At 63.5% G+C, this 25,174-nt stretch carries 28 protein-coding genes; 7 read left to right on the top strand and 21 right to left on the bottom strand.

Going from position 1 to position 25,174, the window contains the following annotated elements:
* Positions 1 to 986 (top strand): ferrous iron transporter B (locus IV098_RS03145; RefSeq protein ID WP_296886354.1); only part of this gene is annotated, 986 nt, incomplete at its 5' end.
* Positions 987 to 1,578: 592 nt separating this feature from the next.
* Here IV098_RS03145 and IV098_RS03140 read toward each other — a convergent pair.
* On the bottom strand, positions 1,579 to 2,862 hold the full coding sequence (locus IV098_RS03140) for an HD-GYP domain-containing protein (RefSeq protein WP_296886353.1): 1,284 nt from the start codon (positions 2,860 to 2,862) through the stop codon (positions 1,579 to 1,581).
* Between the two features lie 344 nt (positions 2,863 to 3,206).
* On the opposite strand from IV098_RS03140, the gene IV098_RS03135 reads away from it, so the two are divergent.
* On the top strand, positions 3,207 to 3,578 hold the full coding sequence (locus IV098_RS03135; protein WP_296886352.1) for a TusE/DsrC/DsvC family sulfur relay protein: 372 nt from the start codon (positions 3,207 to 3,209) through the stop codon (positions 3,576 to 3,578).
* 15 nt (positions 3,579 to 3,593) lie between these two features.
* Here IV098_RS03135 and IV098_RS03130 read toward each other — a convergent pair whose 3' ends face one another.
* The 3 genes from IV098_RS03130 to IV098_RS03120 are packed head-to-tail and all read right to left on the bottom strand — an operon-like array spanning position 3,594 to position 4,751.
* The gene (locus IV098_RS03130) at positions 3,594 to 3,962 is read right to left on the bottom strand and encodes a hypothetical protein (RefSeq protein WP_296886351.1); all 369 of its coding nucleotides are present in this window, start codon (positions 3,960 to 3,962) and stop codon (positions 3,594 to 3,596) included.
* A 13-nt stretch (positions 3,963 to 3,975) separates the two neighbouring features.
* Positions 3,976 to 4,422, bottom strand: a complete 447-nt coding sequence (locus IV098_RS03125) for a DUF3465 domain-containing protein (protein ID WP_296886350.1) — start codon at positions 4,420 to 4,422, stop codon at positions 3,976 to 3,978.
* Positions 4,423 to 4,478: 56 nt separating this feature from the next.
* Entirely contained in the window at positions 4,479 to 4,751 is a 273-nt protein-coding gene (locus IV098_RS03120) for a hypothetical protein (RefSeq protein WP_296886349.1), read from the bottom strand.
* A 194-nt stretch (positions 4,752 to 4,945) separates the two neighbouring features.
* Between IV098_RS03120 and IV098_RS03115 the strand changes: the two genes are divergently transcribed.
* Positions 4,946 to 5,104, top strand: a complete 159-nt coding sequence (locus IV098_RS03115) for a hypothetical protein (RefSeq protein ID WP_296886348.1) — start codon at positions 4,946 to 4,948, stop codon at positions 5,102 to 5,104.
* A 60-nt stretch (positions 5,105 to 5,164) separates the two neighbouring features.
* On the opposite strand, the gene IV098_RS03110 is transcribed toward IV098_RS03115, so the two are convergent.
* The 9 genes from IV098_RS03110 to IV098_RS03070 form a co-directional block, all read right to left on the bottom strand.
* Positions 5,165 to 5,656, bottom strand: coding sequence for a Spy/CpxP family protein refolding chaperone (locus tag IV098_RS03110; RefSeq protein WP_296886347.1), 492 nt, complete (start codon positions 5,654 to 5,656; stop codon positions 5,165 to 5,167).
* A gap of 140 nt (positions 5,657 to 5,796) precedes the next feature.
* Positions 5,797 to 6,234: a flavin reductase family protein gene (locus tag IV098_RS03105; RefSeq protein ID WP_296886346.1), complete on the bottom strand. Its 438-nt coding sequence runs from the start codon at positions 6,232 to 6,234 to the stop codon at positions 5,797 to 5,799.
* Between the two features lie 126 nt (positions 6,235 to 6,360).
* Positions 6,361 to 7,278: an NYN domain-containing protein gene (locus IV098_RS03100; protein ID WP_296886345.1), complete on the bottom strand. Its 918-nt coding sequence runs from the start codon at positions 7,276 to 7,278 to the stop codon at positions 6,361 to 6,363.
* Between the two features lie 45 nt (positions 7,279 to 7,323).
* The gene (locus IV098_RS03095; protein ID WP_296886344.1) at positions 7,324 to 9,636 is read right to left on the bottom strand and encodes an EAL domain-containing protein; all 2,313 of its coding nucleotides are present in this window, start codon (positions 9,634 to 9,636) and stop codon (positions 7,324 to 7,326) included.
* Positions 9,637 to 9,752: 116 nt separating this feature from the next.
* Entirely contained in the window at positions 9,753 to 10,286 is a 534-nt protein-coding gene (locus tag IV098_RS03090) for a lipocalin family protein (protein ID WP_296886343.1), read from the bottom strand.
* A gap of 30 nt (positions 10,287 to 10,316) precedes the next feature.
* Entirely contained in the window at positions 10,317 to 10,883 is a 567-nt protein-coding gene (locus tag IV098_RS03085; protein WP_296886342.1) for a DUF3617 family protein, read from the bottom strand.
* A gap of 68 nt (positions 10,884 to 10,951) precedes the next feature.
* On the bottom strand, positions 10,952 to 11,143 hold the full coding sequence (locus IV098_RS03080) for a hypothetical protein (protein WP_296886341.1): 192 nt from the start codon (positions 11,141 to 11,143) through the stop codon (positions 10,952 to 10,954).
* A gap of 60 nt (positions 11,144 to 11,203) precedes the next feature.
* Entirely contained in the window at positions 11,204 to 12,364 is a 1,161-nt protein-coding gene (ppk2, locus tag IV098_RS03075) for a polyphosphate kinase 2 (protein ID WP_296886340.1), read from the bottom strand.
* A gap of 183 nt (positions 12,365 to 12,547) precedes the next feature.
* A complete protein-coding gene (locus IV098_RS03070) occupies positions 12,548 to 13,042 on the bottom strand; it encodes a DUF456 domain-containing protein (RefSeq protein WP_296886339.1) in 495 nt (164 codons plus the stop codon).
* On the opposite strand from IV098_RS03070, the gene IV098_RS03065 reads away from it, so the two are divergent.
* Positions 13,041 to 13,247, top strand: coding sequence for a hypothetical protein (locus IV098_RS03065; protein ID WP_296886338.1), 207 nt, complete (start codon positions 13,041 to 13,043; stop codon positions 13,245 to 13,247). The genes IV098_RS03070 and IV098_RS03065 overlap by 2 nt on opposite strands.
* Positions 13,248 to 13,296: 49 nt before the next feature.
* Here the strand turns inward: IV098_RS03065 and IV098_RS03060 are convergent, their stop codons facing one another.
* A complete protein-coding gene (locus IV098_RS03060; protein ID WP_296886337.1) occupies positions 13,297 to 13,758 on the bottom strand; it encodes a glutaredoxin family protein in 462 nt (153 codons plus the stop codon).
* Positions 13,759 to 13,819: 61 nt separating this feature from the next.
* Positions 13,820 to 14,236: a hypothetical protein gene (locus tag IV098_RS03055; RefSeq protein ID WP_296886336.1), complete on the bottom strand. Its 417-nt coding sequence runs from the start codon at positions 14,234 to 14,236 to the stop codon at positions 13,820 to 13,822.
* Between the two features lie 134 nt (positions 14,237 to 14,370).
* Here IV098_RS03055 and IV098_RS03050 point away from each other — a divergent pair, with 134 nt between their 5' ends.
* Entirely contained in the window at positions 14,371 to 15,756 is a 1,386-nt protein-coding gene (locus IV098_RS03050; RefSeq protein ID WP_296886335.1) for a nodulation protein NfeD, read from the top strand.
* Entirely contained in the window at positions 15,749 to 16,507 is a 759-nt protein-coding gene (locus IV098_RS03045; protein WP_296886334.1) for a slipin family protein, read from the top strand. The genes IV098_RS03050 and IV098_RS03045 overlap by 8 nt, the downstream gene beginning before the upstream one ends.
* Positions 16,508 to 16,556: 49 nt before the next feature.
* On the opposite strand, the gene IV098_RS03040 is transcribed toward IV098_RS03045, so the two are convergent.
* Positions 16,557 to 17,147 carry a YceI family protein gene (locus IV098_RS03040; protein ID WP_296886333.1) on the bottom strand — a complete coding sequence of 197 codons (591 nt, stop codon included), beginning with the start codon at positions 17,145 to 17,147 and terminating at the stop codon, positions 16,557 to 16,559.
* 255 nt (positions 17,148 to 17,402) lie between these two features.
* On the opposite strand from IV098_RS03040, the gene IV098_RS03035 reads away from it, so the two are divergent.
* Positions 17,403 to 19,766 (top strand): Tex family protein, encoded by a 2,364-nt coding sequence (locus IV098_RS03035; protein WP_296886332.1) that lies wholly within the window; start codon positions 17,403 to 17,405, stop codon positions 19,764 to 19,766.
* 19 nt (positions 19,767 to 19,785) lie between these two features.
* On the opposite strand, the gene IV098_RS03030 is transcribed toward IV098_RS03035, so the two are convergent.
* The 5 genes from IV098_RS03030 to IV098_RS03010 all read right to left on the bottom strand — a co-directional run.
* The gene (locus IV098_RS03030; protein ID WP_296886331.1) at positions 19,786 to 20,451 is read right to left on the bottom strand and encodes a hypothetical protein; all 666 of its coding nucleotides are present in this window, start codon (positions 20,449 to 20,451) and stop codon (positions 19,786 to 19,788) included.
* Positions 20,452 to 20,845: 394 nt separating this feature from the next.
* Positions 20,846 to 22,204, bottom strand: coding sequence for a hypothetical protein (locus IV098_RS03025; RefSeq protein WP_296886330.1), 1,359 nt, complete (start codon positions 22,202 to 22,204; stop codon positions 20,846 to 20,848).
* 598 nt (positions 22,205 to 22,802) lie between these two features.
* Positions 22,803 to 23,249: an Lrp/AsnC family transcriptional regulator gene (locus IV098_RS03020; RefSeq protein ID WP_296886329.1), complete on the bottom strand. Its 447-nt coding sequence runs from the start codon at positions 23,247 to 23,249 to the stop codon at positions 22,803 to 22,805.
* A 22-nt stretch (positions 23,250 to 23,271) separates the two neighbouring features.
* Positions 23,272 to 24,069, bottom strand: a complete 798-nt coding sequence (locus tag IV098_RS03015) for a sulfite exporter TauE/SafE family protein (RefSeq protein ID WP_296886328.1) — start codon at positions 24,067 to 24,069, stop codon at positions 23,272 to 23,274.
* Between the two features lie 45 nt (positions 24,070 to 24,114).
* Positions 24,115 to 25,174: gamma-glutamyltransferase family protein (locus IV098_RS03010; protein WP_296886327.1), on the bottom strand; the 1,060-nt coding region annotated here is incomplete at its 5' end.

The following is a 25,174-nucleotide window of genomic DNA, read 5'->3' as shown; positions in this document are numbered from 1 at the left end:
AGATCCTGATCCTGTTCTTCTTCATCCTGGTGCTGGAGGAATCGGGCTACCTGCCACGCGCCGCCTTCATGCTCGACCGCATTATGGGCAGCGTGGGTCTGTCGGGCCGCTCGTTCATCCCGCTCTTGTCGAGCTTCGCCTGTGCCATCCCCGGCATCATGGCCGCACGCACCATCGCCAGTCCGCGCGACCGTCTCGTCACCATCATGATCATGCCTCTGATGACCTGCTCGGCACGGCTGCCGGTGTATGCGTTGCTGATCGGCGCCTTCATCCCCAAGCGCAACGTCGGTGGTATGTTCGAATTGCAGGGGCTGGTGCTGTTCGGCCTCTACGTCGCCGGCGTGGCAAGCGCGATGGGCATCGCCTGGCTGGCCAAGCGCCTCACCAGCCGCGACCTGCCGCGTCCACTGATGATGGAGCTGCCCACCTACCACTGGCCGACCCCGCGCAACGTCGCCATCGGGCTGTGGCAGCGCGCATCCATTTTCTTGAAGCGCGTCGGCGGCATCATCCTGGCGCTCACCGTCGTCATGTGGTTCCTCGCCAGCTTCCCTGCGCCGCCCGCCGGCGCGACCGGCGCGGCGATCGAATACAGCCTCGCCGGCACGCTCGGCCGCGGCCTCGCCACGATCTTCGAGCCGATCGGCTTCAACTGGCAAATCAGCGTGGCGCTGGTGCCCGGCATGGCCGCGCGCGAAGTCGCAGTGAGCGCACTCGGCACGGTCTACGCCCTATCCGCCACGGGCGACGACACCGCACGGGCCTTGACGCCCCTGATTGCGCATAGCTGGAGCCTCGCCACCGCGCTCTCGCTGCTGACCTGGTTCGTCTTCGCCCCACAGTGCCTGTCGACGCTTGCCACCGTCAAGCGCGAAACCGGCGGCTGGAAGTGGACGCTCGTCATGGCCGGCTATCTGTTCGGTCTGGCCTGGCTTGCGTGCTTCGGCGTCTATCGCGCGGCCGTCGCCGCGGGTTGGGGATGAGTTTTATCGCATAACGTTTTTTCAATCGCCAGCCCGCCAGGCCTCCCGCTCAACCAGCCCGCACTTGACCTGAAGGGAGTCCCATGAAGACCTTGCTACAGAAAAACCCGAAACACGCACTCGCCCGCAGCACGCTGGTGAAGGCCTCGCCGCCACAGCGGCTGGGCCTGACCGCCGGCAGCGCCTATCTTTTCGAGACGCACGGCATCTTCAATCGCGGCCCCTTCGGCCTGAAAGCGCTGTACGCGCAATGGAACCTAGATGGCAGTGGAGCCCGGCGGCGATCGGCGCCGACAAGCAAGTCGGCTAGTACATCGAGCCCGCGTTCCGCATCAACGAACAATGAAGCGTGTTCGCGCGCTACAACGCGTGGGACAACCGCGCCGGCGTCAGCGCCAACACCCAGAAACAGCAGACCGACTTCGGCATGAACTTCTAGCCGCACCCCAACGTGGTGCTGAAAGCCGATTACCAGACCCAGGACAACGACGACGGCAAGAGTCAGGATGGTTTCAATATGGGCGTCGGCTACCAGTTCTGATGACGGGTGCGCCTGCCGTATCGCATCGCGCGCACGCTTCGTCGGCCGCGTCTACCGGCCGGCCGACGCGGTGCCCCCGCCATCGGCAAAATAGCTGATGCGCGTGCGCGGATCGAGGTAATCCAGCACGGCCTTGCACAGTTCCTGCGGTCGCAGGGTTTTGACTACCGATAGTTGCGGCTCCGCGCTCAGGTCCAGCCACAAGGCTTCGTCCTTGGGTACCTCCGGGTCGTAAATCAGCAACGAGGGTTGCAGCAGCCGGCCCGGGTTCACGCTCATCACCAGGCCGGTCTGGCCGTTGTTCAACTGCACCAGGCTACCCGGCGGATACACCCCCATGCAGCGCACGAACAGCTGCATCAGTTCGGGGTCGAACTTGCCCTTCTCGTACTTGAACATGAATGACAAGGCTTCGGCCGGCGTCATCGCCTCCGCCGGGTTGATCGGATTGCAGTAGTTGTCGAAGGTGTTGGCGATGCAGGCGATGCGCGCCAGCCGGCCAATCTGCTCGCCCTTGAGCTTGCCGGGAAAGCCGCTGCCGTCGAGCAGCTCATGATGCTTCGCCACCACGTCAAGCGCCGCGGCGCTGACGTCCGGCAGTTGCTGCAGCATCTCCAGGCCATAGGCCACGTGCATCTGGTAGAAATTGCGTTCAGCGGTGGTCCAGGGCGTTTTCTTCAGCCGGATCTGGCTCGGCACTTTTTCCTTGCCCAGATCGTGCAGCAGCGCACCCAGCCCCAGCGCGCGCATCTCCCAGGCATCCAGCTTCGCATCGCGTCCCAGAATCAGCGCCAGTATGGTGACGTTGAGCGCGTGGTAATACGTACCCTCGTCGCCCGCCTTGGTGTTCATCAGGTGCAGCACGATATCCTTTTCGGCCAGCATCGAGTCGACCATCTCCGACACCAGCGTATGCGCCTGGCGAATCGATTCTTCCGAACGCGAAAACAGATTGCGCAGCAGAGTCTGCACCGTCGCCACCCCGGCGCTGAATTTCTTGTCGCAGCGTCCCAGCGCCTCGCGCTGCGCCGCCAGCTTCTCGCGCCGTGCCTGCTTGGCCGCCCACATGGCCTCCATTTCGGGATCGACCACCGGCGCCGCCACGGGCGGTAGCGGTAGCGCGTCCGCAGCAGGCGGCGGCAAGGGCGGCTGATCGCTGCGCGCCGGGTCGTACAGCACATGCGTCATTTTCAGGGAGCGCAAAATCTGCAGCTGCTTTTCGTTGCGCACCTTGAAGCTGCTGAACAGGAAAGGATGGTCCATCCAGTCTTCCAGGTGGATATACAGCCCCACCCTCACCTGCTCGACGCTGATGCGTTGTTCCAGTTCACTCATCGATGAAACACTTTCTGTAGCTTGCCTCGTTGAGCCGATATTGATTCGGCCGGATGGAATTATAAAGATGACATTCAAGTCGACATTGGATGAATACGGCTTTATACCGCCTTGCTTGAGCCCGGGAGCCAGCCGGACTGCGAAAAGCGCCCGATGAGCCCTCTGCCTTGCGCGTCCGGCGACCCGTATGAAACCCGGACATGACAGCCGGTCCACGCCGGCCGTCGGCCCCGCAAGCATTCAGAAAACTGATCTCCTTCGCCCCCAGCCGGCCGGCCTGCGGTATTGAATCGTACCGCCGCTGGCCTATGCTGATGATGTGTAAACGTTGAAGGAGCCTGATCATGTTGCACACATCCACCGACATCAACAAACTGGTTGGCGACCGCGCCACCCATCCCGACTTTCCCTACGCACCGCTGGACTGGACGCCGGAAGACGCCTTGAAAACAGCGCGCGAGGAAGGGCTGGAACTCAGCATGGCGCACTGGGACGTCATTCGCGCGCTGCAGAATTATTACGCGCACCATGACGACGACACCGTGATCGGATTGCGCGAGCTGCACGACGCGCTGGACGAGCACTTCCACCTGCAGGGCGGCCTGAGATTTCTCTACACCTTGTTTCCGGGCGGACCGATTGCCCAGAGTTGCCGCCTGGCCGGTCTGAAAGCGCCGTTCATGGCGAGCGACCGCAGCTTTGGCAGCGTGGCCTAGCAGCCTGTACGGAAATCAGTCGTCCGCAACCAGACTGACGCGGGTTGCCGCGCTGGTTTTGTCGATGTCGAACCACAGCACGCAGTACTCAGGCTGCGATTCGAGCGGCGTCGGATCGTCGGCGCAGCTGCAGCCGCCAAGTATGCCGGCATAGAAAATTCCCGCCTTCACGCGGATGCAGGCGCCGGTATCCAAAGCCGCGCCGATCAACATCACGCGGAACGGCTCGTCAGCCACGTCGCTGGTGCCCGACAGCCCCTGCTGCAAAGGCAGCTGGCTTGGGTCGAGTTGCTCGGCTTCCTGTTTGAAAACCTCACCGAAACCGGGTGTGTTCCAGGCTGCAAGCGCATGCGGCAGGCTCAGGGGCAAAAACAGTTCAGGCATCGCGCGCACTCCACTATTCGTAAGTCCGGCCACCGTGCCTGAGCCAGCCGCCGGGATGGCGGCCTTGCGGGTCGTGGTGCGTCCAGTGGATCACGCCACCCTTCGAGCTCCACTCATATTCGCCGGCAAAGGCGATGGCATCTCCCGCGCGCAAGGCATCGAGGCGCGGTGCCAGATCGATGTTGTGCGCCACCAGCACGGTCAGCCCGGAATCCAGCCGCACGATGAAACGCTGATGGCGGCTACCCGTGTTGTCGTCCGCCAGCAGCCTCAGCACCGTGCCCTGCCCTTCCACCTGCAGGTTGCTGCGCTGCCCGGCAAAGGCCTGATCGATGACGGCCGGGCTGGTTTCGACGACGGCCGGCCCACCGCTTGCGGGCCGGTCGGAATGTCCCGGCGCAGGGGCCAGCCCCAGATACGCGGCAAGCGCGAGCGCGACGATCAGCAACAGGCGCTTCATCTCAAATCTTTCATCTCAAATCCAGGCAAGGCGAATCCTCAGACGTATCCGCGCAATCAGGCCGCGGCCAATCCTTTGCCAAGCAGTTCGGCAACCGTTTCGTTGAGCGTCATCTGACGCGCTGCGGCCCGCGCATGAACCTGTTTCACCAGTTCGCCATCGAGTTTGACCGCAAACGCTACCAGACCCTGCGCCTGTTCCTGCTTGCGCTGATCGCGACGCGACAAGGCCGCGCCGGCAGCGCCGCCAAAGCGGTCCGGCGTGCCGGCCTGGCGCATCTGGCCGCTGATCTTGAGGCCTTCGTTCTTGTACAAATCGGTTTTTTTCATGGGATTGTCCTGGTGGCCGGGTGAAGCATGCGCGACAGCGGCTGCCGTCGCACAGCGAGCGTCGCATTTTCGCAGAAGACCTGGCTGGATGGCGCGGAAGTTGAGCGCGACCGGCCATCCAAAATCCCGCAGGTGACGGCGTATGCGTCCGGCTGGAGTATTGTGTCTGTTCCACCACCGATCCGAGCCGTGTCATGAAACCGAACTATTCCTACGAAAAGCGCCAGCGCGAACTGGAAAAAAAGAAAAAGAAAGCCGAAAAGGAACTCAGGAAAGCGGCCACCCCCGAGACACCGCCGGTTGCGGAAACGACCGAACCGACCGAACTGACGGTACCGGCGGACAAAGCCTGAGCCCCACCCCATGAAAAAGGGGGCGGTCGCCCGCCCCCTTCAGCCGTCAAACCCTGCGTATCAAGACTGCTGACGGGCTTTCCCGTGATGACCATGGCCCAGGTTCGGCCTGGCTTGCGCATCGAATACCGCCTGCTGCTCGGGCGTCAGCTGGGCATAAAAGCTTTTCACCGCTTCGACGCGCGCCACCATCTTGGCATGGCGAACATTGGATTTCTCCAGCATCGCATCCAGACGCTGCGGCGTGTTCATTTTTGCGTACGCCTCGCGCATGGCCTCACGGTCCTGCGCCGGCTGTCTGGGTTTTTCGGCCTCGGCGAAGGTCTGCCATGCAGCCGTCTGCGCGGGCGTCAGTTTCAGCTTGTCCTTCAGTTCGGCCAGGCGCTTGTCGTGCCGCTCCACCATTTTTTCCTGCATCGCCGGGCCGTGGCGCATCTCGCAACCGGGCTTGCCATCGGGGCCGCCGTTCATGGCATATGCGGAAGCCGCGAGCACGCCGCTGCCCACAAGCAGGGCGACCAGCAGGGCACGTTGAGTCTTCATCGATTTCATTGCGTTCTCCTTTGAGACTGAGTCAAAAGCCGATCCGGAATGGATGCGGCATGGGAGACAGTGTGGCCGCGCGATGTCTCCGAAGGATGTCTGGCCGCCGCAGAATTGTTAAGGAATGTTTCTGCCGCGACGTAGCGGCTTCACTTCATTTTCGAGCGCAGTTTCACGGTCTCGCCGGCCACCATGAATGCGCCTTTGCCGCGATGGTGCAAGGTACGCGGGTCGGGCTGCGCCGGGTCGATCCACGCCTTGACCGCCTCGAACACGAACAGGTTGTATTTGTTGACCATCCGCGTGTCCGCCACCCGGCACTCGATGCTGGCATAGCACTCCGCGATCAGCGGCGCGGCCACGCAGGCAGCCGGGGTGGGCGTCAGGCCGAAGGCATCGAACTTGTCGGTGGTGCGCCCCGAAGTATTGCCGCAGGCCACCACTTTTTCCGCCAGTTCCAGCGTCGGGATATTGATCACGCATTCCCGGCTGGCCCGCAGCAGCTCGAACGAATAATTACGGTTGCTGATGACCGCCGCCAGCAGCGGCGGCTCGAACTCCAGCATCGTGTGCCACGACTGCGTCATGACGTTGCTGCGGCCCTTGCTGGCGGTGGTGATAACACCACCGGACCCGGCTCCAGCAGGCCATAGACTTTGGACAGCGGACAGGATTTCTTGGCCATGTCACCTCCCGGCAGTGGATCGGCCCGATCAGACCCGGGAGGGCGGCAGGCTGACGAAGACCGCACCGCCCTCTTTCTTGTCCACGGCCAGCGCACCTTTTTTGTGTGCATCGTCGAGGATCTTGCCGAACGCGCTGTAGCCGTATTCCGATTCGCTGAACCCCGGGTGCACGCGCTTGATGGTGCTCTTGATCAGCGAGGCCGAAATCGCGCCCTCGCCGCCGCGTTCGGCCAGCAGCTGATCCACCGTGCTCACCACGATCTCGATGGCCTGGTTTTTCTTGTCCTCGGCGCTCGGCTCCGCCCTCGCCGCAGCCGGGGCCGATTCGCCGGCCTTGTCCGCCGCCGGGCGCGCGCGCCGCCGGGTCGGGCTCGCCGCCTTGACCGCGCCGCTGGCTGCCTCGGTGACCGGCTGGGCAAGCGCAGCCGGCTTTTTGGCGGCCGCTTGCGCCACCCTGACGGGTGGCGGCTTCAACGGCAGCAGGTCTTCGTAGAAAATGAACTCGTCGCAGTTGCCGATCAGCAGCGACGACGCCGAACCGCGCACCCCGATACCGATCACGCTCTTGCCGTTTTCCTTCAGCTTGGAAATCAGCGGCGAAAAATCGGAATCCCCGCTGATGATCACGAAGGCGTCGATGTGCGACTTGGTGTAGCAAAGGTCGAGTGCATCCACCACCATGCGGATGTCCGCCGAGTTCTTGCCCGACTGCCGCACATGCGGAATCTCGATCAGCTCGAACGCCGCCTCGTGCAGATCACGTTTGTATTCCTTGTAGCGGTCCCAGTCGCAGTAGGCTTTTTTCACCACGATGCTGCCCTTGAGCAGCAGCCGCTCGAGCACGGGACGAATCTTGAACTCCGGGTGCTTGCCCTCCTTCAGGCCAATGGCCACGTTTTCAAAATCGCAAAACACGGCAAAGTTGCGGGTGTCGGATGTGGCCATGGTGTGTCCTTCCAGCGTTCCATTCGAATCGCTCAATTGAAATATTTAACTCTGCACGAACGCTGGCGCGTCCGCGATGCATCGCCAGTTTTCGATCCAGGTCGCGGCTGCTTCGGGCCGGCCATACAAATACCCCTGGTGCGTCAACGGCCCCAACTGGTTGAGAAAGTCAGCCTGTTGCTGCGTTTCCACGCCTTCTGCCACAACCTTGAGCCGCATGTGCCTGGCGACCGAAACAATGGTTTCCACCAGCGCGGCATCGTCCGAATCGGTCAGCATATCCTGCACAAATGTGCGGTCGATCTTGATCTCATCGATCGGCAAGCGCTTCAGGTAGGCAAGTGAAGAATAGCCGGTACCGAAATCATCGAGCGAAAAATGCACGCCCAATGCCGCAATCTCGCTCATTTTCGCCACCACCTCGTCGATATCGCCGATCACCACGCCTTCTGTGACCTCCAGCGTGAGTTGCGACGGCTCGACGCCAGTGCTGGCCAGCAGTTGCCGGACCCACTGGATGAAACCGGGGGCACGGAACTGGCGCGGGCTCAGATTGACCGACAGCGGCAAACGATGGCCGGCTTGGGCCTCCTGCGCCATCAGGCGACAGGACTCGGTCATCACCCAGGCGCCGATTTCCACGATCAGATCGGTTTCCTCCGCAATATCGATGAATTCGGCAGGTGGCAGCAGACCGCGCTCCGGGTGTTGCCAGCGCACCAGGACTTCAGCGCCGGCGATGCGCCCGCTGGGGTCGATCTGGGACTGCAGATGCAGCCGCAGATCGCCCGCGGCGATGGCGCGATGCAGTTCGCGCTCGACGCGAAAGCGCTGCTCGGCATATTCGCCCATGCGGGATTCGAAAAACACGATCCGCCCGCCGCCCGCGCTCTTGGCCAGATGCAGGGCGTTATCTGCCCGGCGCAACACTTCCTGCGCGTAATCGTTCTCGCCTTCCGGGCACAGGCTGATGCCCACGCTGGCGGTGAGCGAGATTTCATCTTCGCCAAAGCGGAACGGCTGGCGCAGGGCATCGAGAATGTGCTCGGCAGCGACCAGGGCGTTACGGCTCGCCACATCCCGCGACGCACCCAGATCCTGCCGCAGGATGGCGAACTCGTCTGCGGTCAGCCGCGCCAGAGTGTCGCCCTCGCGCAGGCTGCCAGCTAGGCGGGTGCCGATGGCCACCAGCAAGGCATTGCCGAGCGCGTGGCCGCGGGCATCATTCAGGGTCTTGAAACGGTCGATATTGATCAGGATCAAGGCATCCAGGTTCGCCTGGCGGTGCGACAGGGCCATGGCCTGTTCCAGGCGATGGGTCAGCAAAGTGCGGTTGGGCAGGCCGGTGAGCACATCGAAATGGGCCAGCCTCTGGATTTCCTCCTCGGCATCCAGCAAGCGGTCACGCTCCCGCAGCAGATAGGTTTGCCGGATCGACGCGAGCACGACCGTGATGGCGGCCCCGAGCGAAACAACCAGATTGACGAACCGGGGCAGCGCCGTGTTGGTGCTGGCGATGACCACGGCGCCGGCCGATACCACAACCATCATCATCGGCAGCAGCCGCAAAATACTCTCGCAGCGACGGTCCCAGCGCTTGTCGTTTTCCGTTTCGACCGAAAACAGCGTGGCAGCCCAACCGATCAGGATGGCCACTGCCGAAAACCCGATATTCAGCCAGTCGCCATCCAGCAAGGCGTTGGCAAGGAAACGCAGGTTCCATTCCACCCAGTGCAGGGTAAACAGAACCAGCGACAGCGGCAGCAGCAACACCCGCCAGTCCAGGCGCGCGCGCACGGTCAGCAACAGATTCAGCGCCAGACAGGCCGGCAGCATCAAGCCCAGCGGATAGGCTGCCAACACCAGCAGTTCCATCAGGGTGAAGTCACCCTGCCGGGGAATGAACAGCAGCATGCTCGCCGTCAGCACCCCCACCAGCAGGGTGACCGTATCCAGCACCAGGATGCGCTTGGCCTGAATGTCCAGGCGCGACGCGGCGAGCTGCCACAAGCCGACGGCGATCAGCGGCCCGGTGGCGAGAAAGAACGGATCGGAGGGCCCGGGAAACGGCATCCATTCGAAGTAGACCTGTAGCGCCCAGACGATCTGCCCCAGCGTCAGGCTGGCGAGACCTATGGTGCTCCAGCGCAAGACCGGCGATGAACGCGCCCGCTGCAGATAGGCATGCCAGGCAAGCAGGGCGCCGCAGGCATAGCCCGTCGTCCAGTACAGATTGTCGAAGAAGGCGATCAGCGAGCGTGACTCGGCCAGGAACACGCCGACCCAGCCCATCAGGGTCAGCGTCAGCAGCATGGCCATACCCAGCGAGTAGCGCGAAAACCTCAACTGTTCTCCCATTCTTGATGCCACGTGCAGAAAACGATCATGATCCGGCCTGGCATGAGGGTGCCGTTAGCAAGGCATTCTTTATTTATCGGCGATCCTGGCAGCGACTTGATCCTCGCCCGCCCGGATCAGTTCGTCCCGGCTTGCGGCGTGCGCACGAAGGCCCGACGGTCAAACCCCAGCGCCGCAGCGCGCGCCAGCAATTGTTCCAGCGTGGCCGCGTCAAGCCTTGTGTCGCGCGCCAGAATCCAGGCGTAATCGCGCCCCGGCTCGCCCACCAGCGCCCAGCGGTAATCCGGATCGAGGTCGAGGATCCAGTAATCGCCGTAAAACGGACGGAAAAAACTCACCCGCAGCTTGGCGCCCTGGCTGCCCGCCACCACCTTGGCGATGCCTTCGGCCTGCGCGATCGAGCCGTCTGCGGTGCGGCACTGATTCAGCACCGAGACCGCTTCGCCGTCGATGCGATACGTCGCCCGGGTATCGGCCACGCACATCGACTGGAAGCGGTTCGGCAGCATGGCGATCTCGTACCAGGCGCCGGCGTAGCGCGCCAGATCAACGCGCGGCACGGTCGGCAGCGGCGCAGGCGGACTGGCGCAGGCCGACAGCAGGGCGGCCGCGAACAGAACGCAAGCGCGGGAAGCGCGTGTCATCGACATGGGGAATCGTGCCTCGTTGGAGAATCGGCTTCAGCGGCCGTATTGCTGCTGCATCTGCTGCATTTTTTTCATCGTTTCGGGGTCCATCTTGAACGCCCCGCCCGCTCCCATGCCCGGTAGCATCACCGAACCGTGGGCCTGCCCCGGCTTGCACGGGCCCAGCCATTTACCGGTCATGCTCGCGTCCATCGTGGCCATCCCGTTCATCGGCGGTGAAAACCGCGACTGGCTTTCCATCCGGTAGGCGGTGTTCATGTCGCCGCTGATGACGGTGTGGCTGCTTACCGCGTGGCCTTCGTGCATGCAGACCGAATCGACCGTCATTGTGTTGCCGCTTTGCTTGACGTCCATTTTCGAGCAGCGCTTCTTCATCTCGCGCATGTCGCCGGGCTCGGCGGTCATGTCGTCCTTGCTCTGGTCGATGCACATCTGCATCACCATCGGACCGGGCATTTTCTGGCCGCCCGCGCGGGTGTCGGTTTTGATTTCCCACAGGCCGGACTTGCGCAAGGGCATGTCGGCGGCATGGGCGGCAGGCAGGGTCAGGGTTGCCGCGATCAGGGGCAACAGGAAAAGACTGCGGGCGGGTGTGGCCATGATCGAATCTCCGTCACAGGTCAAAGCCGCATGCTGCCATAAATCGGTGGCCCGCCAGCTGGAGTTGTCTATTGCGAGGGGTCAGCAGCCTGCTTGTCGATGAAGAACGGGCAGCACGTCGTGCGGTCCGGCTGATGAATCAACTCCTCGCTGAAATCCGCATAGGTGCGGTTCAGCAGATGCTTGCCGGCATCGTCCTCGTAGCGCGCACAGGCCGCGGCCAGATCGCAGTGTGAGGTCATGCAGTAGGTGTGGGTCATGCCGGGCCTTTCATCGGGGAGACAAGGCTGCGGCGCGCGAACGCGGCGCAGTCGCGGAACTTACAGCAGCGGGTTTTCCTGATGCTCACCGCGCTCGTACACCACATGCGCGCGGCCGACCAGAAGCAGGTCGAGCGAGCCGATGCGGGCAACATCCTTGTTGGTGTAGGGCAAACGATGCAGGACATAGCGCATGGCGTTGAGGCGCGCACGCTTCTTGTCGTCCGACTTGATCACGGTCCACGGCGAGTCGGCGGTGTCGGTGTAGAAGAACATCGATTCCTTGGCCTTGGTGTACTCATCCCACTTGTCGAGCGAGGCGAGGTCGATCGGCGACAGCTTCCACTGCTTGAGCGGGTGCACCTTGCGCTCCTTGAAGCGGCGGCGCTGTTCGTCGCGGCTGACCGAAAACCAGAACTTGATCAGGTGCACGCCGCTGCGCACCAGGTTGCGCTCGAACTCCGGCGCCTGGCGCATGAATTCCAGGTATTCGTCCTGATTGCAGAAGCCCATCACCCGCTCCACGCCGGCGCGGTTGTACCAGGAGCGGTCGAACAGCGCGATCTCGCCCGCGGTCGGCAGGTGCTGGACGTAGCGCTGGAAATACCACTGCCCGCGTTCCATCTCGCTGGGCTTTTCCAGCGCCACCACGTGCGCGCCGCGCGGGTTGAGATGTTCCATGAAGCGCTTGATCGCACCGCCCTTGCCGGCCGCGTCGCGGCCCTCGAACAGGATCACCACCTTCTGCCCGGTTTCCTTCACCCAGGCCTGCAGCTTGAGCAGTTCCACCTGCAGCTGGTATTTCTGCCGCTCGTAGCTCTTGCGCGACATCAGGTTCTTGTAGGGATAACCGCCCTCACGCCAGTCGTCGGCCAGTTCGCCGTCCGGATCAAAGGGCACGCCGGGGCGGGCGAGCGGCGGCCGGACAAGCAGCGCATTGCGCAGCACCTCGGCGTCTTCCGGCGACGCCCCGGCAAGGATGGCCTTCAGCGACTCGATCAACTCGGGGCTGCCGTTTCCTGCGCGGCTGAGGATGTCCTTCACCGCCTCGATCTTGGATTCCTGCGCGGCATTCACCGCCTCGTCCACAGTGTAGGTTTCAATGCCCGCCTTGCTGCTGACGGGCGAAATATCGCCGCCAGCGGCGATGCGGGGCGCCGCCTTGCGGCTACGTGCGGCGGAAACCTGGGCGGTGGCGCGGGCGGGTCGTTTGGTCGTCAAAGGAATTCCTGTCGAGATAAAAGGCCGGGGAAATGAAGCGGGCGGCAGGCTTGCCGGCCATGATGCTGTCCGCCCCAGTAAAGAGACAAACTAATCCTATTAAAGACCAAATTCAAGCAATGTGAACGGCAAAATAAAACAGGGTTTTCTCCGCATTCGAAACGGGCGCCGCGCGTTCCAGATTCAAAGCAGGCGAGCCAGTACGAACACGCCCAGCATGGCAAACGCCAGGGCGATTTTCAGCAAGGTGCCGAACAGCAGGCCCAGCGTCGCCCCCACCCCGGCGTGGGTCGCCGCCTTGAGCGTGGCCTTGCCGCTGAACTCGCCGATCACCGCGCCGAGGAAAGGCCCCAGCAGCAGCCCCGGCAGGCCGAAAAACAGTCCGACCAGCGCACCGATCGCAGCGCCCCAGATCGCCCGCGAGGACGCGCCGAATTTTTTCGCACCCAGCGCCGTCGCCAGAAAATCCACCCCGAAGCTCAGCAGCGCCAGCACGCCCAGCAGCGTCAGCGTGCCCCAGCCGACATAAACGAAGTTTTCCGCCCAGGCCAGCAGCACCAGCCCCGCGAATACCAGCGGAATGCCCGGCAGCGCGGGCAGGATCAGGCCGGCGAAGCCAACCACGATCAGCAGGGCGGCCAGCAACCAGAACAGGATTTGCAGGGAAGGATCGATCATGGGGCGGCAAAACGACGATGAAGGAATCCGCATTGTGCCGGATCGCGGGCCGGGCAACCCGCACCTGCTCTGCGGCGAAGTGCACATGCGCCACCAGCAGGCGCTGGGGCTGCACGACGACAACACGCTGAATTACCTGCTCACTGGCAACCAGGCGCCCGGCGGCCTGGTCTGGCGCAAGCTGGCGGGACACGGCAAGGCCTGAGCGGGCGGCGAGTCACCCGCGTGGATGACGCATGCGGCGAACCGGCCGCTCAAGGCCGGGCCTGGGTCTTTTTCCACGTCTCCATGAAGCGGCTGGCGTTAAAGCCCGTCATCTTTTCCGAACCGACTGTGATCAGCGGCACCGCCGTACCGCCCAGCTGCCTGAACTTGGCCGCGCCATGATCCGTTTTCTCCACATCCCATTCGCTGAAAGCCACCCCGTTCTGCCTGAAGTAGTCCTTGGCGCGCTTGCACACCCCGCACCATTCGGTGGTGTAGATCGTCACCCCGCTCCCCGCCCCCACCGCCTGGCCGACCTGAACCGGGCCGGAATAGCTTTGCAGTTTGAGCTGCGTGCTCGCGGCTGCCGGCGGCGGCGTATCGCTGTACTGGATGCGGCCCTGCGCGTCCGTCCATTTGTAGACGCCGGCGACCGCCGGACACGCCAGCAGCAGCGACAGCACAAGCAGCCAGGGTTTTGCGCTGCGCTTGAAACGGTTTGATCCCATCATCAGTCTTCCTGTTTGAACGATACGTCATGACGCCCGGCAGCCCGGCCGGGCACGGCAATCCTCAGCCCGCCGCGCCGCGCGCCTGCCCGGCCCGATAAACCGCCAGCAAGGCCGCCTTCAGCGCCGGCTCGGCATCCAGATCGCGCGCGCCCAGCAAGGGTTCAGTGACGGCCCGCACCGCCTGCCAGTCCCGCTCCTCGCGAGCATCCTGCGCAAACTGCGCCCAGTCGAAGCCGCCGTCGCGGCAGCTCTGCACCGCCGCCCCGGTGGCGTCCGAGAACGCGATCTCGTGCGACTCCAGGCTTTCATACAGATACGAATAGGGATCGATCCCGGCCGCCTGCGCCAGCAGACGATGGAAATCGGGTGCTTCGCCCGACTCGCCCAGACAACGATCCAGATCGATGAGGGTATCGAGTTCGCGGGTTTCGCCTTTGAACGAGAGGGACAGCCGGGCGCGGACAGTGTTGTGGTTCATGTTGATCGATCAAGTAAGTCCATCATTTTGCGTTGCAATGCGGCCAGGGCGTTCTGCGCGCCAGGAAGAGCCCCCTTTATCCGCCGTCTTCCCCGGGCCCGGTCACCCCTGTTTTTTCGGTCTAGAGTGAAGCCATGCCCAGTCCGTTTCGCATCCTCTCACACCTCATCCTGCTTGTAGCCTGCCTGACGCTGACGCTGGCCGCTCCGGCCGGCGCGTCAACCGTACGGGTGCTGACAGTGCAGGGCGCGATCAGCCCGGCCAGCGCCGACTATCTGCTGCGCGGCATCGACAAGGCGATCGACGACCAGGCGCATCTGATCGTGATCGAGATGGACACCCCGGGCGGGCTCGACAGCTCGATGCGCGACATCATCAAGGCCATCCTTGCCTCGCCGGTTCCGATTGCCACCTACGTTTCACCCAAAGGCGCGCGCGCCGCCAGTGCCGGAACCTACATCCTGTACGCCAGCCATATCGCGGCAATGGCGCCGGCCACCAACCTGGGCGCGGCGACGCCGGTCGAACTGGCACCTACGGGCGGCGACAAGCCAACCGCGCCGGACAAGCCCACGCAAAGCGACAAGCCGGAAGCCGCCAAGCCTGCCGACACCCCGACGGGCGACCCCAAAATGCGCAAGGCGGTGCACGACGCCGCCGCCTACATTCGCGGGCTAGCCGAACTGCGTGGGCGCAATGCCGAATGGGCCGAGCGGGCGGTGCGCGAGGCGGTCAGCCTGTCCGCCTCCGAGGCGCTGGAAATGAAGGTGATCGACCTCGTCGCGACCGACCTCGACGACCTGCTGACGCAACTCAACGGCCGCGTCATCAAGATGGATGGCCAGACGGTCACGCTCAGCACCGCCCAGCTTGAGATCGAGCGGGTCGAGCCCGACTGGCGCAGCCGCCTGCTGGCGGTGATCGGCGACCCCAGCATTGCCTACATCCTGATGCTGCTCGGCATTTATGGACTGATCTACGAATTTTCCAATCCCGGCATGCTGTTCCCCGGCGTGGTCGGCGGCATCTGCCTGCTGCTCGGGCTGTTCGCGCTGCAGGTGATGCCGATCAGCTACGCCGGGCTGGCGCTGATGCTGCTGGGCATCGCGCTGATGATTTCCGAGGCGTTCGTGCCCAGCTTCGGCGCGCTCGGGCTGGGCGGCGTGGCTGCCTTCATCATCGGCTCGGTGATGCTGATCGACACCGACCTCCCCGGCTACGGCCTCCCCTGGATGCTGATCGTCCCGGTGGCGGTGGCGAGCGCGCTGTTCAGCTTCTTCGTCGCCGGCATGGCGATCAAGGCACGTGCGCGGCCGGTGATGACCGGCGCAGAGGAAATGATCGGCGCCCCGGGTGAAATCCTGGCAGACATGGAACACGAAGGCTGGGCGCGCGTGCACGGCGAACAGTGGCGGGTGCGCAGCAAGGCGCCGCTCGCACGCGGCAGCCGGGTGCGGGTACGCGCCCGGCATGACCTCATCCTCGATGTGGAACCCGACAAGGAGATTGATCATGTTTGAATTCGGTGGATTGACTATCGTCTTGCTGGTCGTCGGACTGCTGGCCGCCAGCCTGCGCATCCTGCGCGAATACGAGCGCGGCGTGGTGTTCATGCTCGGGCGCTTCTGGAAGGTGAAGGGACCGGGGCTGGTGGTCATCCTGCCCGGCATCCAGCAGATGGTGCGGGTGGACCTGCGTACCGTGGTGTTCGACGTGCCGAGCCAGGACGTGATCTCGCGCGACAACGTCTCGGTCAAGGTCAACGCGGTGGTGTATTTCCGCGTCATCGACCCCGCCAAATCCATCCTGCAGGTGGAGGACTACCTCAACGCCACCAGCCAGCTGGCGCAGACCACGCTGCGCGCGGTGCTGGGCAAGCATGAGCTCGACGACATGCTGGCCGAACGCGAGCGCCTCAACCAGGACATCCAGCAACTGCTCGACACCCAGACCGACGCCTGGGGCATCAAGGTTTCGAACGTCGAAATCAAGCATGTCGATATCGACGAAACCATGGTGCGCGCGATCGCCAAACAGGCCGAGGCCGAGCGCGAGCGGCGCGCCAAGGTGATCCATGCGGAGGGCGAACTGCAGGCCTCGGAGAAGCTGCTGGCCGCCGCCGAAATCCTCGCCGGCAGGCCACAGGCGATGCAACTGCGCTACCTGCAGACGCTGTCCAACATCGCCGGCGACCGGAGCAATACCATTGTCTTTCCAATGCCCGGCGAGTTGATGAACCTGATGCTGCGCGACAGGACGCCGGGCGAGTAAGGACGCGCCGGCTGGGAGGCCCGCACATCCGGCACGGCAATCCGGCCGTTCACTTTTCCAGCAGAACCGCGGCTATCCGCAGCATGTCGGATTCGGCAATGGCCTCGACGTCCAGGGTGATCGCAAGCTCATCGCCGACGACCCTGCCGCCCCGGTCCATGGGCGCGTTCCAGTTCACGCCGAAGTCATGGCGGTTGATCGCCGTGGTGGCGACGAATCCGATACGGCTCACCGGCCCCAGATCCCTGCCGCCTTCCCAGTAAGGACACTGCCAGCGGCCCAGATAATGAGCAGCCAGCATGACCGGCCGGGTCACGCCGCGCAGGGTGAGATCGCCCGCAACCTTGAAATCGGCTCCGCCCACACAGCGAACCTCGGCACTGCTGAAGCGCATGTCCGGATACTTCTCCACATTCAGAAAGTCTGCACCGCGCAGCCGCGCGTCGCGCTCATCGTCCCCCGTCCAGACGCCCGCCGCGTTGATCGTCGCCTCGACCCCGGCAGCGTCCGCCGGATTGTCCGGATCGAAGTCGATGCTGCCATGCACATTCTTGAACAGGCCGCGCATGTTCGACACCATCATGTGCCGCACTACAAACTCCGCGGCGGAATGTCCCGGTTCGAATATCCACTTGGTCATTTCCAGCCCCTCCACACATCCCGTGCTCCCTGACCGATCCCAAGTATAGAAAACCGGGAAAACAATATCGGGCGGCGCGCCGTGAGGCTGCGGAGGACGGATTGGGCCACGGGCTGCATGCCCCTCTTGGTCGAAACCCGGCGAGCGTGGAACGGGTGATGCCCCGGGCTGGGGATATTCGGCATAATGCGCACCCCGATTCCTTCACCCATCGGCCTCGCGACTCGGGGGCCGAGTCATTCAGTCAATCGAACCATGCTGCCCTCCATCGAACACCGCCTCGCCGCCGAGATCGCGGCCAAACCTGCACAGGTGGCTGCCGCCATCGCTCTGCTGGACGAAGGCGCGACCGTGCCGTTCATCTCGCGCTACCGCAAGGAAGCGACCGGCGGCCTGGACGACGCCCAGCTGCGCCTGCTGGAAGACCGGCTGCGCTATCTGCGCGAGCTGGAAGAACGCCGCAGCGCCATCGTCGCGTCGATCACCGAGCAGGGCAAGATGACGCCGGAACTGCTGAAGGCGATCGCGTTTGCGCTGGACAAGACCCAGCTGGAAGACCTTTATCTGCCGTACAAGCAGAAGCGCCGCACCAAGGCGCAGATCGCGCTGGAGGCGGGTCTGGAGCCGCTGGCGGACACCCTGCTGACGAACCCCCTGCTCAATCCCGACGAAGAAGCAGCCAAATACCTGCGCGAGCCGTTCACCAGCGAACAGGGCGACAACCCCGGTGTTACCGATGCGAAGGCCGCACTCGATGGCGCGCGGCAAATCCTGATGGAGCGCTTCGCCGAAGATGCGAGCCTGCTGCAATCCCTGCGCGAATACGTGCAGGAGCACGGCGTGGTCGAATCGAAAGTGCTGGAAGGCAAGCACGACGCGGCGGAAAAATATGCCGACTATTTCGACTATGCCGAACCCCTCGCCGCCCTGCCCTCGCACCGCGCACTGGCCGTGTTCCGCGGTCGCCGCGAAGACCTGCTCGACGTGCGCCTGCGCCTCGACAGCGAAGCAGAACGGCCGGCCTGGAGCGCGCCGCCCAATCCCTGCGAACTGCGCATCGCCGGCCGCTTCGGCATCCAGGACCAGGGCCGCGCCGCCGACCGCTGGCTGATGGACAGCGTGCGCTTCGCCTGGCGCGTCAAGCTGTCGATGCATCTGGAAACCGAGCTGATGACCGCGCTACGCAGCCGCGCCGAGACCGAGGCCATCAACGTCTTCGCGCGCAATCTCAAGGACCTGCTGCTGGCCGCGCCCGCCGGGCCGCGCGCCACCCTGGGGCTCGACCCCGGCATCCGCACCGGCGTGAAAGTGGCGGTGGTGGACGAGACCGGCAAGGTGGTCGACACCGCGGTGATCTATCCGCACCAGCCGAAGAACGACTGGGACGGTGCGCTGCACACGCTGGCCCAACTGGCCGGGAAGCACAAAGTTTCAGTGATTTCCATCGGCAACGGCACGGCATCTAGAGAAACCGACAAGCTGGCGCGCGACCTGATCAAGCTGCGTCCCGAACTCAAGCTCACCAGCGTGGTGGTGTCCGAGGCCGGCGCGTCGGTGTATTCCGCGTCCGAATTCGCCTCGCGCGAATTGCCCGACATGGACGTTTCGCTGCGCGGCGCGGTCTCCATCGCGCGCCGCCTGCAGGACCCGCTGGCCGAGCTGGTGAAGATCGACCCCAAATCGATCGGCGTCGGCCAGTACCAGCACGACGTCAGCCAGTTCCAGCTGGCGCGTTCGCTCGATGCGGTGGTGGAGGATTGCGTCAACGCCGTCGGCGTCGACGTCAACACGGCGTCGGTACCCTTGCTCGCGCGCGTCTCCGGCTTGAGCAGCAGCGTGGCGCAGGCCATCGTTGCTTTCCGCGACGCCAAGGGCAAGTTCGCCAGCCGCGCGCAATTGCGCGACGTGCCGCGCCTCGGCGACAAGACCTTCGAACAGGCGGCGGGCTTCCTGCGCATTATGGACGGCGACGACCCGCTCGACGCCTCCGCCGTCCACCCCGAATCGTATCCGCTGGTGCAAGCGATCCTCGCCGACATCAAGCAGGACATCAAGGGCGTGATCGGCAACAGCCGCCTGCTGCAGTCGCTCAACCCGTCGAGCTACGCCAACGAGAAATTCGGTATCCCCACCATCACCGACATCCTCAGGGAACTCGAAAAACCCGGCCGCGACCCGCGACCCGAATTCACTACCGCGAGCTTCCGCGACGGCGTGGAAAAGCTCGCCGACCTCAAGCCCGACATGATCCTCGAAGGCGTCGTCACCAACGTCGCCGCGTTCGGCGCCTTCGTCGACATCGGCGTGCATCAGGATGGCCTGGTCCACATCTCGGCGCTGTCCAGCAGCTTCGTCAAGGACCCGCACAGCGTGGTCAAGGCCGGGCAGATCGTGAAGGTGAAGGTGCTGGAAGTGGACGAGAAGCGCAAACGCATCGCGCTGACCATGCGGCTGAGCGATGCGGCGGAACAGCGCGCTGCCAGACCCGATGCGGCCCAGCGCGCGCAACGCGACGATCGGGCTCAGGGCAAACCCGCGGGCGGAAAATCGAACCGTGCGCCCGCTGCAGCGCCGATGGGCGGCGCGATGGCGGCTGCATTTTCGAAGTTGAAGAACTGAGGTCGCAGGTACTTTCAGTTCACGGCGTGTTGATGCGCACGAATTCAGGGAAATAATCCGCCCGCACGATATAGGTGCCGTCGCAGTTGTACGATGCCCGCACGATACCTTCCGGAAGTGAAATGGCCGCGTTGCGCAAGTAGTACGCTTCGATGCGGCGCAAGGTATTGAAGCTTTGCACGATGGCATCGATGCGGTCCGCAGCCAGCGGCTGCCAGCTCGTGCGCTCCTCGTCCATCAGCTTCATCCAGTGCGGCGGCAGGTAATGCCGCAGCGGCCCGGTCTGGACCATGGCACGCACCCAGGCGACGGTGCGCATCTTTTCTTCGTACGGCACCGCGATGAAATGCCGCTTGGTGTAGCCCGGCTTCACCAGATCCTCGGCGTCGTGCACTTCGTAGGAGAAAGGATTGAAGATCGACTCGGTGCGTACCTCAGAGCTGTTGAAACCGATATAGATCGCGTACACCCCCGTGTTGTGCAACAGCTCGGCACAGGTTTCCAGCACCTCCCCCGCGATGCGATCGAGCCGTGACTTCTGGCGCGGGCGCAGCGGCACGGTTTCACGCAGGCTGGGGTCGCCCTTGATGCTGACAAAGGGCATGTCGCCCGGCAACCCGAAAGCGCCCACGATGGGTTCTTCCAGTATCCCGACATCGGGCGGGTTCCGCGTATCCGCGCTCAATGCAAGCCCGCCTGCGCGTATGCCATAGCAAGCTTGTCCATAAAGAATCGACCCGTCGTACTGTCCCGCGGTTGGATCGGCGCAAGCGCGCAGTGAGAGATCATGCTGTCAGTGTGAATCATGGTTTGCCTTTTCGTCAGGAACCAACACGGAGTGTGAAAGTGCGAGCTGGTTCCCCGTTACATGTAAAAGCCAGACTGGCCTGGCCACTTTGATTCGCTACCCGGCATGACTGAATGGGGCGTCATTATTCACCCACACGCGCATGTGCAATCTCGACAAGAAAATCAGGATCAAACACAGGTAAGCCACCAGAAAACTACCCAGCAGAATAGGGCCTTGAAGAAAAATGCAGGCATGAAAGGCTCCGGCCCTGCCACTGTACGGTTCACACTCACCAGTAACACAAGCGTTCAAGGACATGGGTAACAGTGTTTACCCCGCAAGGCTCATCCCGGAAGGAGCGAGCCATGCCTTGGAAGGAAGTGAAACCGATGGACGGCCACCTTTTTGTTTCATCCAGTTCGATCCATCGCCCCACCAGAGCACCCTCCCGCTTGGGCCATATCGCCAGGGCCTGGCTTCTTCCGTCCGAAACAATTTGAATCGAACTATCGCCGATCAGAAACATGCTTGGCGTGCCGTATTCGCCGACTCTGGCTGGCGCCGTCCAGCCGCCTGCCCGGTAGGCCAGATAAAGCAGACCCGGTCGGGCTGTAACGAGCGCATGAAAACGTTCATCGCCGGCAGGCGCGAGCCGCCTCGGGTTGCCGTTCTTGACGGAGAGGGGCACCGGCTGGCCGAACACGCCACCGAGTATTTCTACCGAGGCATCAGTCCTGTTGCCGAATCCGCTCTCCATGCGGCGGGCGAAAAACAGGGCCTTGCCTGTTTGCGGATCAACCGCCAGCGCCAGCATGCCCCATGGAATAAACCAGTTTGCGCCAGGCCTTGCCGGCTCGCTTTCCAGGTTCCCGAGCTTGATGGCCTGTCCATCCGGCTGGCGCCATTCGATGTCAGTCCCCCCATCTTCGGCGAAGGTCAGCGTGTCATAGCGAGTGCTATAAAAGTTGCTCCCATGCGCAATGAAAAACAGGTGGAATGTACCCGAGGCATCACCCGCCAGAACGCCGCTGTCGGGATTCGTCAGATTGACCACATAAGGCAGCTGATGATCCAGGACGTTACGGTAAGACCAGTCGTCTCCGACCGCCTTTGCCAACACCAGTTTGTCCGGGCGGAATCGGTAAGGAATGAGAATCGCGGCGGCGGGGCCACCGATGATAGATGCGCCCCACTGGGCTGTGGTTTCCAACTCGCTTCCATCGACGTCCAAAGCACACGCCATCGAATCACCGGCGCGGGCCAGCAGGGCACAGCGATTTTCGCCGGCCAGACGCCAAGCCCCTTTTTCCTGAATCCAGTGCTCGTCTTTCAATGCCACATGCAACCTGCCCTGGGCATCGTCGGTAATCGCCAGGTTCTGGTAATAGCCGTACCGCCTGGCACCGATCTTTTCCTTCTGTTCGACGCCCTGCGCCGACACCACGACGTGATAGGCATCGTCTCCTGCGGTAATCGCGACCAGATGCACCCGGCCATCCGGGGTCATGTGCGCTGCCACTTTCTCGGTGGCCGAATCCAGCAGCACGATCTCGTTGCCGAAATGGACGCCGGGCGGCGGCGTTGACCCAACCTCTTGCTCTTTCGGACCACTCGCACATGCTGTCAGAAGGAGGAGCAGCCCAACCATGCGAAGCCACGCCAGCCCCTGTACACGCGGGTAAACGCAGCTTCTGGTTTTTGTCATGCACCCTTTCTTCATCCTGATTCATGCCGCACAAGTCACGTTGAAAACTGTCGCAAGACCCATCGCCATGTCATATCCAACTGGTTTTGAATCGTGCACGCAACACCTTGTACACGCGTGCCGCAATAAAGAGATAAGCCAATCTCATTAAAGCCCAATTTCAACGTTTGTGAACTGCAAACTCGCAAACGGTCTCAACAATCACGGATGGCTGGGCCACATCTCGACGCTACCCAGCACCCTGTAAAAGACCTACACAGCGTGCTCAAGGCAGGACAGATCATGAAGGTGGAAGTGTGGGAAGTGGACGAAAAGCGAAAAAGTATCGCGCTAACCCGCTGACCGATGCGACGGAACAGACCGCAGTCAGTCCCGATTCAGCACCGATAGGCGGCGCGATGGCGGCGGCGTTCGCGAAGTTGGAGGGGTGAGCCGCGTTTACCGTGGCGGCAACCTGAGCCGTTAACACTACTCGCCAGTCTTGACCGATGCATTGCTAGCAGGGTCGCCATCCCGGTCGCGGCTGAGCCGGTTCGTTGCGCTAGATGCGCGAGCCGCCGCGCCGGTTCTTGACCCGGCTGAGCAGCATCTTGCAATTCACCTTGACGACATGACGGCGCGAAAACAGGTTGCGCCGCACGAAATCCTCGAGCGCCGTGTTGTCCTCGGTCAGCGTGTGAATATGCAGGCTGGTCATGTCGCTCATGATGTAGAGGCTTCTGACCTCGGGCTGCCGGGCCAGGTCCTCCGAGACCATTTCGATCCCCTGCGGGTCGACCTCGACGTCGAAGAACGCCGAAACCGTGGTGCCGACCTTTTCGGGGTTGACGATGACGGTGAATTTCTCGATGACGCCATCGTCGATCAGGCGCTGCACCCGGTCGCGCGCATGGACCCGGGAAATGCCCTGTTCTCGGGCGATGTCGGCGAAGCTTATGCGCCCGTCGTCGACCAGCATGGCGAGTATCTTCTGATCCAGATCGTTCATCGTGACCTCTTCGTTCGATGGCTTACGCCAGCACGTCCCACAGCATGCGCAGCGAAATCGCCAGCACCAGCACGCCAAAAATTCGCTTGAGCAGCCTGACCGGCAGGGCATGTGCCAGGAGAACCCCCAGCGGGGCCGTCAGCATAGCGGCGCCGGCGATCGCCGCCAACGCCGGTAGCGACACATAGCCCACGGTTGCGGGCGGCAACAGGCTGTGGCCCCATCCCGAAAGGACGAAGCCCGCCGCGCCGAACAGCGCGATGGGCAGGCCTAGCGCGGTGGAAATGGCGATGGCGCGTTTGAGTTCGAGGTTGCAGGCGTGCAGGAAAGGCACGGTGATGTTGCCGCCGCCGATGCCGAGCAGGGCCGAAAGCGAACCGACACCGAGGCCGACGCCCCACAACCCCCCCCGGCCCGGCAGCCGCCAGTGTGCTGCGGGTTTCCAGTCCAGCACGAACTGGGTGCCGACGAAGAGCAGGAAGACGGCGAAGAACCCCTTCAGCACGGGGGCCGGGATGAAGCCCGCCAGATAGCCGCTGGCGAAGCCGCCCAACAGCGTGGCCGGAGCCAGCAGGCGCACCACCGGCCAATCGATGGCGCGACGTTTCTGCTGCGCCCAGATCGCCGACATCGACGTGAATACGATGGCTGCAAGGGAAGTGCCGATGGCCAGGTGCGGGATGACCTCGGCAGGCAGACCATGGTGCTGAAAAATCCAGATCAGGGCCGGGACGATCACGACGCCGCCGCCGATCCCGAGCATGCCGGCGAGCAGCCCGGCGACCAGACCCAAGCCAAGAAAAGATACGAGCTCCAGCAATTGCATTCCTTCATGCGGCCGTCAGCGGCCCTGCGTGTTGTTGAATCAGACGCCGGCGGCGGCGCCGTCGCTGCGCGGATCGGAGGCGGCCTCGCAGCCACCGTCGTCCAGCACACGGATGACGCCCGCGTGCCCCATCATCTGCGCGTAATCGTCCACCCGCTCCACCGTGTGTCCCCGCCGCGCGAGCTCGTCGAACACCTCCGGCGCAAAGCGGCCTTCCAGTTTCAGGCTGTCGCTGCTCTGTCCCCAGGTGCGCCCGAGCAGCCAGCGCGGGCTGTCCAGCACCTCGGGCAGCGGCAGGCGATAGTCCAGCGCACGCGTGGCGACCGCCGCCTGCGTCTGCGGCTGGCCGTCGCCGCCCATGGTGCCGTAGACCAGCCGCGGGCGACCGTTCTCCAGATACATGGCTGGGTTGAGCGTGTGGAAGGGACGTTTGCCCGGCTTCAGCACGTTGACGTGACGCGGGTCGAGCGAGAAGGACGCGCCGCGGTTCTGCCAGAGGATGCCGGTATCGCCCGCCACCACGCCGCTGCCGTATTCGTGGTAGATGCTCTGGATGGCGCTGACGGCGCGGCCCTTCGCGTCGACGACGCCGAACCAGACCGTGTCCGCCGGCCCCACGCCTTTTCCCCAGGGTGCGGCGCGGGACACATCGATGGCATCGGCCAGGCCGGCAGTGGTGGCGGGCGAGAGCAGTTCGGCGACCGGAACGGCGACATGATCCGGGTCGGCCACATGGCGGTCGCGCAAGCGGAAAGCCTGCTTGGTCGCCTCGACCACGAGATGCACGTAATCGGCGGAAAGGTGCGGGTGGCGGGCCAGATAGAAATGGTCGAGCTGCCCCAGGATGAGCAGGGAAGCCAGCCCCTGGGTCGGCGGCGGCATGTTGACCGCCATTCCGTTGCGGTAGCGCACGCCGATCGGTTCCACCTGGCGGCAGTTGAATGCGGCCAGGTCTTCGGCGGACAGCAGGCTGCCGGCATCGGCCAGACCCTGGGCAACCCGGCGCCCGAGTTCGCCGCGATAGAAGCCATCCGCCCCGTCCCTTTGCAGCAGGCGCAGCGACTCGGCGAGCTGCGGCTGGCGAAAAGTGACGCCGGCC

It is taken from the genome of Thiobacillus sp., from assembly GCF_018780105.1.
In the GTDB taxonomy this organism is placed as follows: domain Bacteria; phylum Pseudomonadota; class Gammaproteobacteria; order Burkholderiales; family Thiobacillaceae; genus Thiobacillus.
Note: the sequence above shows the minus strand (reverse complement) of the source record. Positions and strands in the feature narration are given on the sequence as shown.